This is a genomic window from Fuscovulum sp., from assembly GCA_035192965.1.
Classification (GTDB): domain Bacteria; phylum Pseudomonadota; class Alphaproteobacteria; order Rhodobacterales; family Rhodobacteraceae; genus Paragemmobacter.
In genome coordinates this window covers 1850373-1869416 of record CP136571.1, presented here as the reverse complement: position 1 = coordinate 1869416, position 19044 = coordinate 1850373, and the positions used below count along the sequence as shown (strand labels likewise).

Annotated in this window: 17 protein-coding genes and 1 pseudogene; 7 read left to right on the top strand and 11 right to left on the bottom strand. The window is 61.1% G+C overall.

The annotated features are described in order from the left end of the window. Positions 1-24: 24 nt before the first annotated feature. From RSE12_09195 to RSE12_09185, 3 genes are all read right to left on the bottom strand, one after another. Entirely contained in the window at positions 25-444 is a 420-nt protein-coding gene (locus tag RSE12_09195) for a GNAT family N-acetyltransferase (protein WRH64474.1), read from the bottom strand. Positions 445-703: 259 nt separating this feature from the next. Continuing rightward, positions 704-2848, bottom strand: coding sequence for a prolyl oligopeptidase family serine peptidase (locus RSE12_09190; GenBank protein WRH64473.1), 2145 nt, complete (start codon positions 2846-2848; stop codon positions 704-706). A gap of 150 nt (positions 2849-2998) precedes the next feature. Then, the gene (locus RSE12_09185) at positions 2999-3616 is read right to left on the bottom strand and encodes a TetR family transcriptional regulator (protein ID WRH64472.1); all 618 of its coding nucleotides are present in this window, start codon (positions 3614-3616) and stop codon (positions 2999-3001) included. 437 nt (positions 3617-4053) lie between these two features. On the opposite strand from RSE12_09185, the gene RSE12_09180 reads away from it, so the two are divergent. Then, the gene (locus RSE12_09180; GenBank protein WRH64471.1) at positions 4054-4602 is read left to right on the top strand and encodes a hypothetical protein; all 549 of its coding nucleotides are present in this window, start codon (positions 4054-4056) and stop codon (positions 4600-4602) included. Positions 4603-4829: 227 nt separating this feature from the next. On the opposite strand, the gene RSE12_09175 is transcribed toward RSE12_09180, so the two are convergent. Beyond that, entirely contained in the window at positions 4830-5720 is an 891-nt protein-coding gene (locus RSE12_09175) for a LysR family transcriptional regulator (GenBank protein WRH64470.1), read from the bottom strand. Positions 5721-5912: 192 nt separating this feature from the next. Here RSE12_09175 and bla point away from each other — a divergent pair, with 192 nt between their 5' ends. Then, positions 5913-6797 (top strand): class A beta-lactamase, encoded by an 885-nt coding sequence (gene bla, locus RSE12_09170; protein ID WRH64469.1) that lies wholly within the window; start codon positions 5913-5915, stop codon positions 6795-6797. A 151-nt stretch (positions 6798-6948) separates the two neighbouring features. Here the strand turns inward: bla and RSE12_09165 are convergent, their stop codons facing one another. Beyond that, positions 6949-7887 (bottom strand): LysR substrate-binding domain-containing protein, encoded by a 939-nt coding sequence (locus RSE12_09165; protein ID WRH64468.1) that lies wholly within the window; start codon positions 7885-7887, stop codon positions 6949-6951. Positions 7888-7947: 60 nt separating this feature from the next. On the opposite strand from RSE12_09165, the gene RSE12_09160 reads away from it, so the two are divergent. Then, positions 7948-8670 (top strand): SDR family oxidoreductase, encoded by a 723-nt coding sequence (locus tag RSE12_09160; protein WRH64467.1) that lies wholly within the window; start codon positions 7948-7950, stop codon positions 8668-8670. A gap of 8 nt (positions 8671-8678) precedes the next feature. Then, on the top strand, positions 8679-8984 hold the full coding sequence (locus RSE12_09155) for an Atu4866 domain-containing protein (GenBank protein WRH64466.1): 306 nt from the start codon (positions 8679-8681) through the stop codon (positions 8982-8984). A gap of 84 nt (positions 8985-9068) precedes the next feature. On the opposite strand, the gene RSE12_09150 is transcribed toward RSE12_09155, so the two are convergent. Continuing rightward, positions 9069-9968: a LysR family transcriptional regulator gene (locus RSE12_09150; GenBank protein WRH64465.1), complete on the bottom strand. Its 900-nt coding sequence runs from the start codon at positions 9966-9968 to the stop codon at positions 9069-9071. 131 nt (positions 9969-10099) lie between these two features. On the opposite strand from RSE12_09150, the gene RSE12_09145 reads away from it, so the two are divergent. From RSE12_09145 to RSE12_09135, 3 genes and pseudogenes are all read left to right on the top strand, one after another. Continuing rightward, entirely contained in the window at positions 10100-10726 is a 627-nt protein-coding gene (locus tag RSE12_09145; protein WRH64464.1) for a glutathione S-transferase, read from the top strand. A 58-nt stretch (positions 10727-10784) separates the two neighbouring features. Then, positions 10785-12416 carry a pyridoxamine 5'-phosphate oxidase family protein gene (locus RSE12_09140; GenBank protein WRH64463.1) on the top strand — a complete coding sequence of 544 codons (1632 nt, stop codon included), beginning with the start codon at positions 10785-10787 and terminating at the stop codon, positions 12414-12416. Between the two features lie 42 nt (positions 12417-12458). After that, a pseudogene (locus tag RSE12_09135) lies at positions 12459-12590 on the top strand (transposase). Positions 12591-12858: 268 nt separating this feature from the next. On the opposite strand, the gene RSE12_09130 reads toward RSE12_09135, so the two are convergent. The 5 genes from RSE12_09130 to RSE12_09110 all read right to left on the bottom strand — a co-directional run bounded on the left by RSE12_09130 (position 12859) and on the right by RSE12_09110 (position 19044). After that, the gene (locus RSE12_09130; GenBank protein WRH64462.1) at positions 12859-14208 is read right to left on the bottom strand and encodes an autotransporter domain-containing protein; all 1350 of its coding nucleotides are present in this window, start codon (positions 14206-14208) and stop codon (positions 12859-12861) included. A 1356-nt stretch (positions 14209-15564) separates the two neighbouring features. Continuing rightward, complete coding sequence (locus tag RSE12_09125) at positions 15565-16254, bottom strand: GntR family transcriptional regulator (GenBank protein ID WRH64461.1); 690 nt, start codon at positions 16252-16254, stop codon at positions 15565-15567. Between the two features lie 474 nt (positions 16255-16728). Beyond that, the gene (locus RSE12_09120; protein ID WRH64460.1) at positions 16729-17622 is read right to left on the bottom strand and encodes a dihydrodipicolinate synthase family protein; all 894 of its coding nucleotides are present in this window, start codon (positions 17620-17622) and stop codon (positions 16729-16731) included. Between the two features lie 44 nt (positions 17623-17666). Beyond that, positions 17667-18392 carry an amino acid ABC transporter ATP-binding protein gene (locus RSE12_09115; GenBank protein WRH64459.1) on the bottom strand — a complete coding sequence of 242 codons (726 nt, stop codon included), beginning with the start codon at positions 18390-18392 and terminating at the stop codon, positions 17667-17669. Further along, positions 18385-19044 (bottom strand): amino acid ABC transporter permease, encoded by a 660-nt coding sequence (locus tag RSE12_09110; GenBank protein ID WRH64458.1) that lies wholly within the window; start codon positions 19042-19044, stop codon positions 18385-18387. The genes RSE12_09115 and RSE12_09110 overlap by 8 nt, the downstream gene beginning before the upstream one ends.

The following is a 19044-nucleotide window of genomic DNA, read 5'->3' as shown; positions in this document are numbered from 1 at the left end:
GTCGTCATGTCGCGTCCCAAGAACTCAGAGCCGCTTCAGGAAAAACTGCCTTGCCGCGTTCTCAGGATAGCAGTCGATACGGCCAAACTCGCGGTAGCCGAGGCGTTTGTAGAAGTCGGGCGCCTGAAACGAGAATGTGTCGAGCCATATGCCGTCCATCCCACGCAAGCGCGCTTCTTCCTCGAGACGCGCCATCAGCTGGCCACCGATCCCCTTGCCGCGACCTTCCTCGGCCACCGCCAGAAGCTCGACGAACACCCATTTCAGGTCCGGCGAAAACCGGGCGGAAAGACCACCGAGGTAGACACCTTCTTCATGCGCCTCGAAGGCCACCACTTCGGATCTGAATGACTTCCCGATTGCCTTGGAGTGACGATCAAGCAGCGCCAGAATGCGCGCGCGCGCCTCATCCTCGGAACCTTCGGCTGGACGGATTTCGGTCATGCTTGCATCCTCCGGCAAGTTTGATCCCGGCCGTCCGGCATTCCGCGACGGTTGGCAGGATGATCGTTTGGCAGGGACATACGGGCAGGCTCATCAAGACATACGCCGGTCTTGGGTTCGTTGTTCTCCGGTTCTTTCATGGCAGACTAACTCCTTTCCTCTTGGAAGTTCTGAAACCTCCGATGAAGTCCGATCGGCCGCCTTCGCCGATCGGGCTGATGCGCACGTTGAGCTGAAGCGTGCCTCCATTCCGAAGCTCTCAGTCTGCTTTCGTGACCTCAAGCCCGGTCCAGTGGGCAGCAAACGCCCACATGTCTGCGAACTCTTCGATGACCATGTCCGTCGGCTTTCCCGCCCCGTGACCGGCGCGGGTTTCCACGCGCAGAAGGTGGGGGTGGGTCCCGATGTCGGCAGCCTGCAAGGCGGCCGCATATTTGAACGAATGGGCCGGAACGACCCGGTTGTCCGTGTCCGCCGTGGTGACGAGAATTGCCGGGTAGAGCGCGCCCGTGCGGATTGTGTGCAGCGGCGAATAGGACAGCAGGGTCTGGAACTCTTCCTTTACGGACGGGCTGCCAAACTCCTGAACCCACCCGGCTCCGCCCGTGAAGCGATCAAATCGCAGCATGTCGAGCACCCCCACCCCGGGCAGGGCCGCAGCGAACAGTTCGGGCCGTTGATTTATGACCGCGCCGATCAGCAACCCGCCGTTGGACTCTCCATGGATCGCGAGCCCATTCGAAGGCGTGATGCCTTGGCTGATCAGATACTCACCTGCGGCGATGAAGTCGTCGAACACGTTCTGCTTGTTTGCGCGCCGGCCGGCATGATGCCAGACTTGGCCGTACTCGCCCCCGCCGCGAATGTTCGCGACAGCATAGACGCCGCCCTGCTCGACCCAGGCCATGGCGGCGGGCGAGAAATGCGGCACCATACTGATCCCGAAACCGCCATAGGCATGCAGCATCGTCGGTGCCGGACCATCGACGTCCTTGCGCCGGACGATAAACAGCGGCACCCGCGTGCCGTCCTTCGAGGTGTAGAAATCCGGCTCGACACTTACCGTGTCGAGATCGACTGCGATGTCCGGCTCGGCCCAAACAGTCGTGCGGTTCGCCGCCACGTCAAGGCGCAGAACTGTCAGCGGCGCATCATAACTGGTGAAGGCGAAGAAGGCCTCGTTCGCACCGGGACGGCCGTGGACGATCCCGGTGCTGCCGGGCCCCGGCAGGGGGACGGTGTCCTCGAACGTGCCATCCAGCCGGTAAAGCTCGACCTGCGACTGGACATCCACCGTGTAGGATAAGAGGATCCGGTCGCCCAGCAGCGCCGATCCGCCTTCGCGCAAGACCGCATCGGACCGTTGCGGGATCAGCTCGGAAAACCCGCGCTGCGCCTCCGCCAGGTCCAGCGTCACGATCCGACCTTGTGGCGCATCCATCTGTGTCGCGAAGTAGAGTTTCGTGTCGATGTTGCCCAGCAGGACCCAACGGTCATCGTAGCTTTCGACAATGGTTTCAGGCGCGGCGCTAGCCGAAGAAAGGTCCGTCACTGTGACCGCGACGCCCCCGGTCAAGGCCGAGGTGTAGACCACCAGATAGCGGCCATCCGTCGTGACATCGACCGTATGCAACAGCGCTTGCCCAAGCGTCGGGGCATGGATCAGCCGATCTTCGGACTGGCTCGAGCCAAGCCGATGGAAATAGACGGCATGGCCTTCGATGCTGGCACCGAAAGCGGCACCCGCCTTGGGTTCAGGAAACCGGGAATAGTAGAACCCCGAACCATCCGGATGCCAGGCAATGGTGGTGAACCGGGCCCATGCCACCTTGTCGTCAAGTATCTCGCCCGTCGATGTGTTCATGACCCGAATGGTCCGCCAGTCCGACCCGCCTTCCTGCATGGCAAAAGCCACGAACGCGCCATCGGCGGAGGCAGCCCATTCGGCAAGCGCCACGGTGCCGTCGTCCGACCATGTGTTCGGGTCGATCAGGATGCGGTTCGCGCCATTGACACCTTCACGCATCAAGAGCTGCGCCTGGTTGTCGAGCCCGCCAGTGCGGGTGAAGAAGTAGAGGCCGTCACGCTCGGCAGGTGGGGTCAGGGTCTCGTGGTCGAACATGGCCGTAAGTCGGCGATGGAAGACGTCCCGACCGGGAAGCCCCTTTAGGTAGGGCGCGGAAAGCGCGTTCTGCGCCTCGATCCAACGTGCCACCTCGGCATCCTGGCGTGGATCGTTTTCCAGCCAGCGGAACGGGTCGGTGACCGTGACGCCGAAATGCACCTCCGCTGTGTCGCCCTGACGTGTGTCCGGATAGGTCATCGGCAAGGTTTCCTCTGCAACGGCTGGGGCGATGGCGACGAGCAGCGCAGTTGCGGCACATCGAAAGAGGCGCTTCGTCATGTAGAGCCGCCCCTTTGGTTCAGGCATCTTTCGACACAACGTGCGCGTGGAATTTCGTCCGGCGGTCCGGGCTGGTTCTACTGTCATATTATCTTTTCCTTGTTTTGCGGAGGCGCTCCGGTCGGGGCCGCCCCAAGTTGGACGCCGCCGTCAGGCGACGGCGTCGCAGATGGGGAGTGTCGCACCGGCCCGGATCGCCAAGATAATTCGGGCCGTCACTTCTTCTGAACTCACACGCAGACCGTCATTGATGACGGCCGAACTGATCTCTTCGTCCACCAGCCGCATGGCCGCGGTGATGGACGCGGCGCAGAGCCTGACGTGAAAATCATCCGCTGATCGCGATGCACGGTCGGCGACCACGCCGACAATCTCCATCTCGGCCTCGTGGCACGCCATGAGCCAGGCTGAGCGGAGGGCAGGCTCGCGGTGCAGGACGGCAAGGATGCGGACGGCGGCGATGCTGTCCAGAACAACGGCGTCGTCAGACACGAATGCCGCCATGGACCGGGTCAGGAACTGGTCGATGCTCTCTTTCCCGGGCCATTGCTTCAGGAGCGCTGCAAAGCGCAGTTCGCTGACTTTCAGCACCGGCTCGACGCAGGCTTCCTTGGACCGGAAATAGCGCCAGACCGTTCGTGTAGAGATGCCCGCCGCAGCAGCGATGTCATCCCCGCTTGTTGCATCGAAACCCTTCTCCCAGAACAGCCGTGCCGCATGACGGGAGACGTCGAGCCGCGCGTCATTCAGTCTCGATCCATCTATCAAACTCTAGCCTCCGTTCACTCCGCGCCAGCACCTGTGTCACTAAGTGACACTCACCTGATATGTCACTTAGTGACAGAAAGCGCAAGAGGATGGCCCGCATTTCGGTTTGATCGGGTCCAAACCCATTGAAATCCCCAGCCAGGACATGTTGTCAGCGGCGCGGGCTACAGCGCTCGGGAAGGCCTTTTGCCGACTGCAGTCGTTGCTGGCGGCCAAGCGAGTGAAGCCAAAACCTGTCGCCCCCCGGTCAAAGGATGTTCCTGTCGGCAGTTGCAAGGAAGGGGGCTAGAAAGCTGAACTCGGGTTTTTGTTGGTTAGCCAAGCTGTACAAAACGTCCAAGCTTGGGTGGATACCGGCGCCAATACATCAAGTCCATTTTCCTCTCGGCCGTCTGGGCAGGTGCCCAGGCCGCATGAACCGCATGAAAGGAAAGCCCATGATGACCTTGATGATGACCGCCGCGCTGGCGCTGACCGCCACCGGACTTGCCGCACAGACCTGCCCCGCCACCGGCCCCGAAGCCCCTGGCGCCCTCCATGCGGACTGGATGATGGAGGGATGGGAGCGCCGAGAAGGCGATCCGGATTTCGTCTTTGCCACCAAGATGGCGCGTTACTACGACCTCAAGGATACGAAAGGCGTGTTCTACAACAATTTCGCTCCCGGCGAGTCGCAACTGTTCCGCGATGCCGCGGTCTATGGCGCGAACTGGGAAGGACTGCAGAACGCGGCGCGGTCGTTGCTGCACGGCCTAACCGGTGTGAACGAGGAACTGGTGGGCTCGGATGTCGCTTCGACCACTTTGGGCTTTGTCGGCCGTATCGACCGGCTGGACGGGCAGGTGATCGCGTTCGACGGCCGGTCGCAACTCGGTTGGGCCTGCGTCGAGGGGGCTTGGAAGATCAAGCATGAGCTGAACTATGCATGGATAGTCGAGCCAGAGGCGATCGCCGCCACTTTGGGAAATCGAGTCGCGGATCAGTGACCCTCTCCAATATCGTGCACTGGAAGCACGTCGGCTGTACCGCCGACGGCCATTTCGCAGACGGAGTTGCCGCTTACGCGGGACTGGTTCTGCGTGGCCGATGACACCCAGGGGGCACGGCGTCATGCCGTGCCCTTCGACTTTAGAGGATGCCGGGATAGCTGCCCTCATAGTGTTCCCCCTGCTTGAACATGATTGGCATGGGCGGCTTGACGTCCTGACAAATGCTAGTCGCTAGCGCGGGAAGCTGACTCGGAAGATACGGCTAGCAGCCAGCTTCGGAAATCCTTCATGGCGGGTGTAAGCGGTCGGTCTGCAGGCCATGTCAGGAAGTAGCTGCCCGCTGACAACACGGTCGAGAACGGCTGAACCAGCCGCCCGTCGGCAATCTGGCGGGTGAACATGCCCACGGGAAGCAGGGCAACGCCGCCGCCTTCCCTGGCGATGTCGGCCATCGCCAGAGACGAATCGAAAATGGGGCCGGTCAGGGGTGGACAGAATGATCCCACTTCTGCGAACCAGCGGGGCCATTCATCGCTACGATAGCTTCGCAGCAGGACTTCACGGCCAAGGTGCTTCGGGTCGGTCAGATAATCGGCAATCGACGGCGCACACAGGGGCGCTAGCGGTGCTTCGACCAGAAGGTCGGACTCAAGCCCGGTCCAGGAGCCCGCGCCGTATCGGATGGCCATGTCGAGCCCTTCGCGAAGGATCTCGACGCGGTTGTTGTTGGTCGAGATGCGGAGATCGACCATCGGATGGGTCCGCCGGAACTCGGGCAGGCGCGGCAGCAGCCATCCCACGGCAAAGGTCGTGACGACGCCGATCTTCAACGTTTCAATGTCGCGGTGTCCGGTGATCCGATCCAGCGTCCGCGCCATCGCGTCGAATCCGTGCTCCAGGACGGGGTAGAGCGCTCTTGCTTCATCGGTCGGCACCAATCCGCCGGACGCGCGCACGAACAGGCCTACGCCCAACCGATCCTCTAACCTTGCCACCTGATGGCTGACCGCGGCTTGGGTGATGCGCAACTCTATGGCAGCGCGTGTAAAACTGCCTTGCCTGTAGGCGGTTTCGAACACGCGGAGCCCGTTCAGAGGTAGGTCTGGACGATCCATGGGTATTACTCCAGCTAATGCTGAGGGTGATATTTTGTCGTTTGATGGCGGTAAAGCAGCAAATTAAAGGAAGCGGCGATACATCCACTGATGTCTCATACGTTCCAACCTTTGATAGCCGCTCGTCATGCATCGTCTCAAGCGGGCGACGGAGCGGAGTATTGCGCAATCGATCCAGACAAGGATGATCCCATGAATTCCCTCTCATCTATGCTGCCTTTTCTGGCTGCCGGGCTTTCGCTTGGACTGCTTGCCCCCGCGCCTGCCCTTGCGAATGACCCAGAGCAGCACCTTGCGGCAACCATCGACCGCATCGAGCGCGACCTTGACGCGCGCATAGGCCTTGTAATCCACGATAGCGGTTCGGACTGGTCGATCAGCCATCGCGCCGACGAACGGTTCCTGATGGCCAGCACCTTCAAGACGATGTTGTGCGGCGCGGTTCTGAACCTTGTGGATGCGGGCGACATCGACTTGGCGGAACCGCTTGTCATCAGAGCTGAGGATATCCTCGACTACGCGCCTGTCACCGAAACGATGGTCGGCAACACGATGACCGTGGGCGCGCTGTGTCATGCCGCGCTCGATATGAGCGACAACACAGCTACGAACCTGCTCATCGATCGGATTGGCGGACCACCAAGCGTGACCACGTTCCTGCGCGAGATCGGCGACCCGATTAGCCGAGTAGACCGTCGCGAGCCCGAGTTGAACACTTTCATTCCGGGCGATCCGCGGGATACCACCAGTCCGGATGCGATGGTCTCGACCATGGCGGCATTGTTGATTGGTGACGCCCTATCGCCCACGTCGCGTGCGCAACTGGTCGACTGGATGAGCGCCGGCAGCGTCACCGGCACCTTGATCCGTGCAAGCACGCCGGAAGGCTGGCATGTCGCGGACCGGTCGGGCAGCGCCGACTTCAACCGCAACATCGTGGCGATGGTCACGCCGCCAGATCGGAAGCCCTACTTCATCGCAATCTTCCTGTCTGATGCCGAAGCCGACTTCGACACCCGCAACGCTGCGGTGATCGCGCTATCCGAAGCCGTGATGCAGGTCGTGACAAGCCAGTAAGGTCGCTTTGGCCGCGCCACGTGCGGCGCGGCCATCCCTGCCACGTAGTTCATGGGTCCAGCGATCTCAAATCACGACCAAACGCACCGATACGCGCACAGTCGTTGATCCGCGCCTCCGCGCTTTCTTGAGACGCCGCACGGCAGACTTCTCAACTGGAAAAGCGCCATCGCCGCACGTGTTCGATAAGGGCCCGCAGCTTTGGCGCCATGTGCTTGCGCTGCGGGAAGTAAAGCTGAAAACCGGAAAACGGCGGCAAGTATTCTGTGAGAAGCGGGACCAGCGCACCACTTTCAAGGTACTCTCGCATGCAGTCCCGCGTGGCGAAGGTGATGCCGCCTCCCGCCAGCGCCAAACGCAACATCAGACGCAGATCGTTGGTCGTGACTTGCGGATCGACCATGACGTCGAAGGGCCTGCCGTCCTGCACGAATTCCCAGTGCCACGGTGCAGTATTGGGATGCGGGCGCCACCCAATGCAGCGATGCTGAAGAAGATCCCTTGGATGATCGGGTGCGCCATGGCGCGCAATGTAGGCAGGTGACGCTGCCGCCACTTCGCTTTGGGGGCCGCCGACGGGCACGGCGATCATGTCCTGCTCGATCACTTCGCCCAGACGGACTCCAGCATCGTAGCCATGTTCGACAATGTCCAGCTCGTCATCCGTCACCGTCACGTCAACCGTGACCTTGGGGTGCGCTTCTGCAAAGCGCGCCAGCAACGGCCCCGACAGGAAGTCTTCGGCGATTGAGGTGACGGCAAGCCGCAGCCTTCCGCTTGGGGCGTCGGCGTTCACCTCTAGGGCCTGTTGCACTGCTCCTATCGGCGCGCGCAGGCTTTCTACCAGCCTCTCCCCGGCCTCGGTAAGGCGAACGGCGCGGGTCGTGCGCATGACCAGCTGCAACCCCACGGTATCCTCAAGCCTGCGGATGCCCTGGCTGACAGCGGATCGCGTCACGCCAAGGCGATCGGCGGCAGCGCGAAAGTTCCGCTCATCGGCAACGGCAAGTAGAAGCGGCAGCAGATTTAGGTCCACTTCACACCTCCATTGTCGCGCGCTGCTAACCACCCAGTCCAGTGACGGAGCCATACCCTTTACAGCGGCAGAAGTCCATCTAGCCCCTGGCAACTGGCAGGAAAAGGAAAAGCCATGAACAAGGTCATATTGATCACCGGAGCCTCAAGCGGAATCGGCGAAGGCATCGCCCGCGAAGTTGGGGCGCGCGGAGCGAAGGTTCTGATGGGCGCACGCCGGACGGACCGGCTGGATGCCGTCGCAAGCGACCTGCGCGACTCGGGCGCCGATGTCGCGACCGCATTCCTTGACGTCACCGACCTGCGCTCGATGCAGGATTTCGCGCGGACGGCGCTTAACCTCTGGGGCCGGATCGACGTGCTTGTGAACAACGCGGGCGTCATGCCCCTGTCCCCGCTGTCCGCTCTCAAGGTCGAGGAATGGGACCGGATGGTGGACGTGAACATCAAGGGTGTCCTGTGGGGGATCGGCGCGGTGCTGCCGGTCATGGAACGGCAAGGCGAGGGCCAGATCATCAACATCGGCTCGATCGGCGCCCTCCAGGTCGTGCCGACGGCGGCAGTCTACTGCGCCACCAAGTTCGCGGTCCGCGCGATATCGGACGGCCTTCGCCAGGAAAGCAGCGCGGTCCGTGTCACCTGCGTCAATCCCGGCGTGGTCGAAAGCGAGCTCGCTTCCACCATCACGCATGAGGAGACGCAGGCGATGATCGGATCCTACCGTGCCGTGGCTCTGCAACCCGCCGACATCGCCCGCGCCGTACGTCAGTTGATCGAGGCCCCGGCGACCGTTGACACCACCGAAATCACCATCCGTCCCACCGCATCCGCAAATTGAGGTTCATCATGAAGAAATCGACCATTCTCACCGCCGCTTTGTTGGCCAGCAGCGCCGTGTTCGCCGAAGAGGCTGCCCCGCCGCATCCTTACGTCGGGATGTGGGTCACGGCAGACAAGCACATCCGTCACGAACTCTTGCCAAATGGCCGCTACGTCGAAGCCCGGGGCAATCGCGAACGAGCCTATGAAGGCCACTACAAGGTGACCGGCAATTACATCGAATACTGGGATGACACTGGCTTTACCGCTGACGGCACCTTCGTCGAGCCCGATGTGCTGCATCATGCCGGCATGATCCTTTACCGGAAGTAAGTTCCGCATCATCGGAACGCCTATCCTACGTTCCCTCCTCACTGGTCGGCCCTCCGCTCCGTCGGGGGGGCCGACGCGGGCGCCTTAGCTATTCAGAACTGGCAAATCGCGCAACCTGTCGCGGGCAAAGTCAAGAAAGCTGCGCAGTTTCGCGGTCACGCGCCGGCCCTCGTGGTGAACAAGATGAACCGGAAGGCGCTCCGCTTCGAACGGCTCCAGTATCGTTAGCAGACCTCCATCCCGCAGATCGTGGTCGACCTGATAGGACAGAACGCGCGTCACCCCCCAGCCTCTTCTCGCCAGTTCCAAGGCTGCGCCGACGTTCGACACAAAGAGCCGCGGTTTCAACCGGACGATCTCGCTCCGGTCTTTGCCAAACCGCCATTCGGTGTTCGGTGTGGTGCCGCCGATCGCGATGATCCTGTGATGTGTCAGGTTTGCCGGTGTCTGCGGAACCCCGTAGTTTTGAAGGTAGTCCGGTGCCGCACAGATGACCCGGCGCACATGACCGACACGCACCGCCGTCAATCCAGAGGGCGGCAGATCACCAATCCGCAGGGCGACATCAATCCCTTCCTCGGCCAGGTTGACGATACGGTCAACCGTCAGCAGGTCGGCCGACACAGCCGGATAGGCATCCAGGAAATCGGCAAGGATCGGGGCTACGTGGATATGTCCGAACTCGACCGGGGCGGTAACCCGCAGATGGCCAGTTGGGCGCGCCGCCATGCCCGACGCAAGGTCATCGGCCGCCCGCAGATCGGACAGGATGCCGCGCACCTCTTCCAGATAATCCCGGCCCACGTCCGTCAGTCGGACCACCCGCGTCGTGCGCAGGAAAAGTCGCGCGCCAAGGCGTTCCTCCAAGTCGTTTACGCCGCGCGTCACGGATGGCGGGCTCAGGCCCGTCGCCCGTGCGCCGCCAGCAAAACTTCCTGCCTCGGCGACAGCCACGAACACCTCCAGCATCTGTATCCGGTCCATCTTATCATTCCAAATATCAGAATAGTGACTTCCAACAATGGCTCATTCTTTCGCATTAGAAAAGGAATTAGAAATGTTTCAACGCTTGGGACAGCCCCGCGCCTGGAATGTCGATCAGAAGGACCGAACCAATGACCACCCCGATCAAGCTTTACCGCACCCCCAAATCGGGCCACTGCCACCGGGTCGAACTGATGATGGCCTTTCTTGGGCTGCGCTATGAGAAAATCGACCTCGACATGGCGAACGGTGCTCACAAGGCGCCTGCCTATCTGCGGATCAGCCCTTTCGGTCTGGTCCCCGCGATTGACGATGGCGGCTACACGCTTTCTGACAGCAACGCGATTTTGATCTACCTCGTGCAGACTTATGCCCGGGGCGCGCACTGGCTGCCGCAGGACGCGAGGCAGGCCGCCGAGGTCCAGAGATGGCTGACCGTGGCCGCCGACAACATCTATGCCGGTCCCTGCGCTGCGCGTCTGGTCAAGGTCTTCGGCACCGAACACGATCATGCCGCCGCAGTTGCAAAGGCGCACGACCTTTTCAAGGTAATGGACGCACATCTGGCGGGCCGTGACTGGCTGGCCGCAGGCAACATTACCATCGCCGACGTTGCAGGCTACAGCTACATCGCGCACGCGCCGGAGGGCGGAGTCGACTTGGCACCTTACCCGAATCTACGCGCCTGGTTGGTCCGCATCGAGGCGCAGCCGAACTTCGTGCCGATGGCTTCCTCCCAAATCCCGGACCTAGCCTGACGACCGAACCGCCCCGGGGCGCTGATCGCCGCCGCGACATCTTTGAGCGAACCACGCCATGACACAAACAGAAATCCCCAATCCCTTTCACGACGGCGAGCGCGCCGCGCAGGCCCGCGCAGGTGTGGGCGACATGGCAGCGCGTGTCGGCGGCTTCATCCGTGACCACCTCCCCGAACAGCACCGCGCGTTCTACACATCGCTGCCGTTCCTTGTGGTCTCGGGCATGGATGCTGCAGGCCAGACTTGGGTCACGCTGGTCGAAGGGGTGAACGGCTTTGCCACCTCGCCCGACCCGTATCACGTCACCCTCGAGAACTTGCTTGCGGCGGACGATCCGCTTTCAGCAGCTTTCGCTTCGGGTGCCGAGATCGGCGTTCTGGGTATCGAACTGGCCACGCGTCGCCGCAACCGCTTCAGCGGCCATGTCCGCCCTTACAGGAGTGGCTATAAAATAGACATCCGCCAGAGCTTCGGGAATTGCCCGCAGTATATCCAACAACGTGCCGTCACCCGGGTTACGACAGTGCCCGGCAAGGCCCGGCGGTCAGACGCCCTGAACCAGGACCAGATCGCCCGCATAGCCGCGGCCGACACGCTGTTCATCGGTTCGGGCCATCCCAACGCTGAGGGCAATGCCCGTGGTTACGACGCCAGCCACCGGGGCGGCGAGCCCGGCTTCGTCCGCGTGGGCGGCCCCCGCCGTCTTCTGATACCGGACTATGCGGGCAACAACTTTTTCAATACCATCGGCAACCTGGTCGCGGATCCGCGAGTAGGCTTGCTGTTCATAGACTTCGCAACGGGCGGGCTTCTGCACGTCACTGGCCGCGCAAAGATCGACTGGTCACCCGACGGTGCCAATGACCCAGACGCCCGGCGCATGATCGCGGTTGACATCGAGGCCATCATCGAGCGCCCCAGTGCCGTGTCGCTGCGGTGGGCTAGTCTGGATCACTTGGCGCGGCAGCTGAGGGTCGCCAACAAAGTCCGCGAAAGCGAAGACATCACGTCGTTCTACCTGACGCCACTCGATGATCGCCCGCTCGACCCGTTCAAGGCCGGACAGCATCTTCAGGTCGAGGTGCAAATTCCCGGCCTTCGTGGCACCTCCAGGCGCTCGTACTCTCTTTCCGGGCCGCCGCAAGACCGCCGGTTCTACCGCATCAGCGTGAAGCGCGAGGACAATGGACTCGTGTCGCGGTTCCTGCATGACGATTGCCTTAAGGGCAGCGTTATCGCGGCGCAAAAGCCCTCCGGCGATTTCGTTGTGCCCTGCTCAGACTGCCCGTTGGTGCTGGTCAGCGCTGGCGTGGGCCTGACCCCGATGCTGTCTGCACTCTGGGCAAATGTCAGCCAACAGAACCGAACGGTCTGGTATATTCACGCTACGCGGAACGGTTCGACCCACGCCTTTCGCGATGAGGTGAATGGCCTTGTGCAAGCCAACTCCAATCTGCGCAGAATTGTGGCATACAGTCGGCCCAGGCGCACCGACCGACCCGGCGTTGACTACAACATACAGGGCCGGATCACCGCCGAAAATCTGCTAGCCCTTGGGGCGGGTTCACGGGCCCACTACATGCTTTGTGGTCAAGCGGAGTTCCAATCCAGCATCCGGCTCGGCCTCGAAGCATCTGGTGTCTCGGTAAACCGGATCCATCAAGAAACCTTTGGACCGGAAAGCTGAAACACCACGACAGAGCTTGATCCATGACTTGGAGCCCTCGAGAGCAGTCGCCGCCGGAAGAAAGTGGAGATGCTCTTCGCCCGCCTCAAGCGCATCTTGGGCCATGGTCGCTTGCGACTGCGCGGCCCAAACGGAGCCAAAGACGAAATCCACCTCGCCGCAACCGAACAGTAGCTCCGCAAACTCATGAAAGTGACGGCGGCCCCGCCCGGAGCGGCACTACGCAGACCTGCAGGCATCTACAGCCGAACGCTGGGCGCGGAGAGCGGGTCAGGATTTTCAACACCACCGGCCGGAAGCGCTCTCCAATACGCAAGGGGCGGAGAGCCGCCTGTGAGGTTGCCGCGATGCACCCGCGGCACCTTGCGAAAACGGACGGCTAGGTTTCAAAGAAAACGCCCGACCAAATGGCCGGGCGCAAAATCTCTTTCAGACAATTTTGTCAGAACCGCATGCCGTAGTTCAGGCCGACACCAATCGACGGCGTGCTGCCATAGACCGCTTGCCCGACGCGCAGCGTGCCGCTCAGGCTTTGGGCATTGCCGAAGTCATGGGTATAGCCCGCCGTCACGAAACTGCGCGTTCTGTTGGTTTCGAACGTGCTGCCGATGTCGAACGTCGCCAGCCCCGGAATATCCGAGGTTCCGGTCAAGCGCGGGGCGGTGACCGACCGGTCATGCTCCACCCCCGCGCCCAGCGACAGGCGCACCCGCTCGCCCAGCTTCATATCGCCCGACAGCGCCAGCGTGGCCACCGTGCGGCTAGTCGTCATCGCGTCATAGCTGGCGTTGAAGGCAGCGCCGCTTTCTGTATAGGCCGCGCGTGTCGTGTAGTAATGCGCAAAGCCAAGGCTGGGAGTCACCAGCCAGGCACCCTGCGTCAGGCCATAACCGAGGGTCGCCTGCACGGCGCGTGTCTCGACGTTCGATTGGCCAGTCGCCAGCGCGACATCGGTCAACAACCGCCCGCGCGCAATGTCGCCGGAGTTGCGCGCAAATCCAAGGCTTCCGCTGGCCTGCAGCCCCGTCCGATCCGCGCCGCCCGCGCTGTACCTACCCCAAATCGCCCCGGCAAATCCGGTGTCCAGGTTGAAGGCGTTGTTTTGCAGGCTGGAGCCCTGCGCGCTGATCGTCGCGCCAAGGGTGAAGGTATCGCTGATCCCCCGCCCAAAGTTGAGCGCGGCCAGCGAGGTCGCGCGCGCGCCCACGGTGGTAGGGTTGCGCGCGGTCGATTGCGCGCCAATCTGGGTCGATAATGACCATCCCCCTGCCTGCGCCAACCCGCCCGGGCCCATCAGCGCGCCAAGAGCAAACTGTTGTTCTCCCTGCATCACCGCGCTGTCATTGCCCAATACAGGGAAAGAGGTGATTAGATTTTCGTGGTCCTCCATCTCGCCGCCGTCATCGGTCGCACGCCAGATAAACGCGCGGGACCCTTCACTGCCGACACTAGCTCCCACCACGACCGATCCATCGGCATTGACGCCAACGGCACCGCTTGAGCTGTCTCCTGTCAGGGTGCCGAGGCTTTCCATACCTCTGCCCTCCACCCAGCGGAACGCACGGCTGCTGCTGTCGCCGACTACGACCGACCCATCGGCGCTAACGCCATAGGCGATGCTTGCAAAGCCTTCAACAAGAGTGCCGAGGCTTTCCATACCTCTGCCCTCCACCCAGCGGAACGCCAGCTCCTCGCCACTGCTGCCGCTATCGCCGACCACGACCGATCCATCGGCGTTTACGCCCCAGGCGATGCTACTGTTGTCGCCCGCGAGGGTGCCGAGGCTTTCCATCCCGCGGCCCTCCACCCAACGGAATGCGCGCAGCCCGGCACTGCTAGCGCTCCAGCCAACCACAACCGACCCATCAGCATTTACGCCAAAGGCAATGCTAGAGTGAGACCTGCTTCCCTCAATGTTGCCGAGGCTTTCCATGCCCCTGCCCGCAACCCAACGGAACGCGCGGGAGACACTTTGGCCGACCACGACCGACCCATCGGCGCTGACGCCAGTCGGTGAGCTAGAGAAGCCAGGACTAAGAGAACCGAGGAATTCCATACCGTTGCCTTCAACCTAACGGAACCCGCCCAGCGGGGCACTGCCACGGCTACGGCCCACCACAACCTATCCGTCGGCGCTAACGCCGCTGGTGCTGCTACCGGTGCCGCCCGCAAGGGTGTCGAGGTCGCAAATCTCGCTGTTCTCACGACCGCCGACAGGAGCCGCGCAATCCAGCGACTGTGCAACAGCACCGCCCGCGCCGACAAACCCCATCACTGCCGCCAAACTCACCACGCCCCGGGCGGTTTTCACCAGACGGCCACCCCGAGAACTGCTCTGCCCAGTCGAGACCATGGCCACCTACTACGCCTAGAACTGCAATCTTTACCACTTAAAGTGACTGCCTCCCCAAGTTGCCTAAAGTGAATCAAAACATGTACCCTTGCATGTCTTGCAATTAAGCCGTGTCTTGGGCTGTCACGCTGCTACCACATGGGTGCAGCCCTGCGCGCCGGACTTACCTGCGCTACCGGGCTTGGGTGTGAACGCGCTAGCCACAGCACTGGCGCACTCGCGCACGGGCAAACCACCAAATGGGCATAGTGAAGTTGTCCGCATCTGGCTGTGGCGCAGAAGCTTGCCGATCATCTCCACCACGGTCGGGGCATGAAAGACCACTTTCAGGAAGTTCCATCTTTGGCTTGAAGGTCAGTTAAGGGCCTGGTGCGACGTGCATGGCGCGATGGGCGGAAAGCGGACGTTTGCTGCGGTCAGCATCAATGGCTGCTCGGCGTCTGGTTGGTGTTCGGCGTGGCCGGCGGAAAGTGACTTTCCGCAGATCGCGTGATGCGCTCAGCGTCGGCATCTCGATCATCGAGCAGGAGTTGCCCCAAGTTCCGGCGATATCCGTTGCCGAGAACATCGTCTTCGGACGCGAGCCGCTGGGCGGGTTTAGCCGGATCAACTCTAGCCGCATTATTCTAGGGCAGAAGTGCGCACGAAAACGTTGGCCCGCGCCGCCCTTCTAGCCCATTAGAGAGAACCATTCGCCACCTGATTGATGGCAGGGTTCAGGAGAACGTAGGCTGGATCGAATTGGTCAGATAGCACTTCCGCGCGACAGTTTGCGCCAGCAAAGGTATGACTTTTTTAAAATTTTCGCTTGGACTTCATAGCTGCTACAAGTTCACGCCCTGCAGTCAGAATGTGATCACGAAGATATGGGATGGCATGTTCCACATCCCGGGCACGGCACAGTAGCAGCAACTGCTGATGTTCAAGGGCAGCTGTTTCAAAGGCTTCGGTCAGCAAGAGCTGCAAGCGTACGAAACGTTCGACCTGAAGGTTTATCCCGCCAAGAATCAAAATGGACTGGCCTCTTTCTGCGGGGCTCAGCAGGCGCCGGTGGAAAGCGGCGTTTAGGGAACCCCACCTTGCCATTTCCCGTTCAGCATAGACCCTCTCCAGTTCGCCCAAGATTTCTTCACAGGCGATGAAGTCCGCCTCTGTCATTTTCGGAATCGCGTGGAGCAGCAAGTCACACTCGATCAAGGCGCGAAGCTCGAACAGTTCCATCACCTCGTCCGGAGAAATTGACGAGACAAAAGCCCCTTTGTGAACCTTCGTTTCGATCAAGCCCTCGGCCTCCAACTGGCGAAAGGCCTCGCGAACTGGCATCCGGCTACATTCATATTCGGCGGCAAGCGCCTCTTGCACCAGCGCTTCCCCGGGCTGGAACTCGCCGTTCAAGATGCGTTCGCGCAGCGATGCGGCCAGGGCCTCTGGCAGGCTGAGGCGCTGCAGCTTGTGCTTTTCAGAGGGATTTCCGACTGTTGTCATTTCGCGCCGCATTGGATCCAATCAACATTTTCACCATAGCTTTCATTGGCTGGCGGGGGCAAGGCGTGCGACAGCGGATCATCCACTTTGTTACGGTCAGTTTTGTCACGGGCCTTCATGACTTCGCGCGAAGCTGGTTTGGAAGCAGCGCCAAAGACATATCCTGACAACAGACCGGCCGTAAAAATCGCTGGATCGCAAGGCTACCAACCGAAGTGCTGCGGCCGTCCGACATAGCCGGGAACGGACCGCGATGAACGATTGCATGGGCCACTTCAACACTTGTGCCGAATCCGTTCACAATCAGCCTGCCCGCTTTGTCTTCGAGATAGGGCACGAGCCGAGTTGCCGCGTCGTGATCGAGGGGAGCAATGTGAAGTGAGGCGTTAAGCTGTCATTCAAATGCCTGAGAAATCTGGGCGCCTTGCGGTCGTGCGGCAGGGCCACCAGTGACCCCGCCACCACCGTTCGACTTCAGAGCGTTTTCAAGTCTGCAACTGCCTTTGTGATCGTGGCAATGACGTGCTGGCGTTCAGCGCCGACAAGGGGAAGGCGCGGTGCGCGTGTCCACTCGGGGGCGCCATAGACGAGGCTCTCCCCCATTTTGATGTACTGGACGAGTTTGACATGCGTATCGAGATGGAACGACGGCGTCAGAACCCGATAGATCTTGCGCGCTTCCGGATACTTGTTTGCCTGGCAGAGAGCGAACAGGTTGACGCATTCCTTTGGCCAGACGTTGGTCATGCCCGACACCCAGCCGGTCACGCCAAGAGCACAGCTTTCGACAATAAGATCATCGACGCCGCAAAAGATGCTGAAGCGGTCGCCGAACGCCACATACATGTCTGTCACGCGGCGGATGTCGCCGGTTTCTTCCTTGATGCAGACGATCTCCGGCGTGTCGACCAGTTCCTTCAGCACCTCTACCGTGCAGTCGACCCCGTATGCGATCGGATTGTTGTAGATCATGATGGGAAGCGATGAGGCCGATGCGATGCCCTTATACCATTCAACCGTTTCGCGCGGGTCTGTCTTGTATCCAAGGCTTGGGAACACCATAAGACCTTGGGCCCCAAAGGACTCGTAAGCCTTGGCGTTTGCCTTGGCGCGATCAAGGGTGATCTCGGCCAGACCCGATAGGACAGGCACGCGGCCCTTGGCCGTCTTGACTGCCGCCCGAATGATCATTTCCCGTTCGACCATGTCCATTGAGGCATTCTCGCCCAGCATCGGCAGAACGATAACGCCATCGACGCCCGCCTCGATCAGTCGCTCGATGCTGGCCGTGGTGGCAGCCAGATCGACGCTGCCGTCCTGGTGCAGCTTGGTGGTAACGGCGGGAAAAACGCCCTTCCAGATTGCCATTGTGGTGTCCTTTCTTGATTGCAGATGTTTCTTGGGGTGTTTTCTCAGTGCAGCACGCGTTGCAGAAACTGCTGCGTGCGCTCTTTGTTTGGGGCTGTGATGACCTGTCGCGCATCGCCGATTTCACAGATCCCACCGCCATCAAAAAAGGCGACCCGGTCAGCACTTTCGCGGGCGAATGCAATGTCGTGGGTGACCATGATCATGGTCATGCCATTGGTCCGAAGCTTGCGGATCGTGTCGAGCACTTCACCCACCAGTTCCGGGTCGAGCGCGGAAGTTACCTCGTCGAACAACATGTAGTCTGGCCTCATCGCCAGAGCCCGCGCTATGGCCAATCGTTGCTGCTGCCCCCCCGACAGGCTTGTCGGATATTGCTCCGCCTGAGCTGAAAGGCCGACATAATCGAGGTGTTCCCTGGCAATCTCCAACGCGTCTTTCGGGCGCATTTTTCTCACGATGCGCGGCGCAAGCGCGACGTTTTCCAGCGCATTGAGATGCGGAAACGCGTTGTACTGCTGAAAGACGATCCCAAGCTTCTGACGCAACAGATTGAGGTCGGTGCTTTTCGCATGAACGGAGGTGCCGTCTACAAGGATCTCTCCTGCTTGGATGGGCTCCAACCCGTTGATGCATTGCAGCATCGTTGATTTTCCTGAACCACTGGCTCCGATAAGGCACAGCACTTCGCCTTTCTTCACCTCCAGCGAGACACCCTTGATGACTTCATGGTTCCCAAAGGATTTCCGGACGTTGCGGATTTCAATCATGGTTCATGGCCTTTTCCAGACGGCGGCAATAGCGCGAGATCGGGTAGCAAATGAGAAAGTAGAACAGGCCCGCTCCGGTAAGGATCAGAAGGGCCTCATTGGTGCGATTGATCAGGATTTGTGTGGCGCGCATCAGTTCGACATAGCCAAGCACGCCAACAAGCGCGGTATCCTTGGTCAGCGCAATCAACGTACCGACCCAGCCTGGAAACACGGCTCGCAGTGCAAGCGGGGCCGAAACATGCCGCAACTCTTGCCAATAGCTCATGCCAAGGGACCGCGCCGCGCGCCGAAGTGTAATGTGAACTGACGCCAGCCCCGCGCGCACCAGCTCGGACGTTAGGACGCCCATGTAGAGGCTGAGCACGACGCAACCCGCCACAAGCGGAGAAGCCTCCCCCCCGGCCATGGCGAAAAAGCTGCTGGCCAGAATAAGCTGAATGATCAGGGGAACACTGCGGACCACATCGATGATCGGTGCAAACGCCCAGCGGGCCGTTTTACTTTCGCCCCGCGCCCAACCCAAGGCGAGCCCGATGATTGTTCCTATCGTTGCGGCGATGACCGTCAGCAAAACGGTATTGCCGATGCCCTCCAGGACGAACCAGAGATCGGACCACTGCAGACCCGAATAGGGGAGTGTGATTTTCAT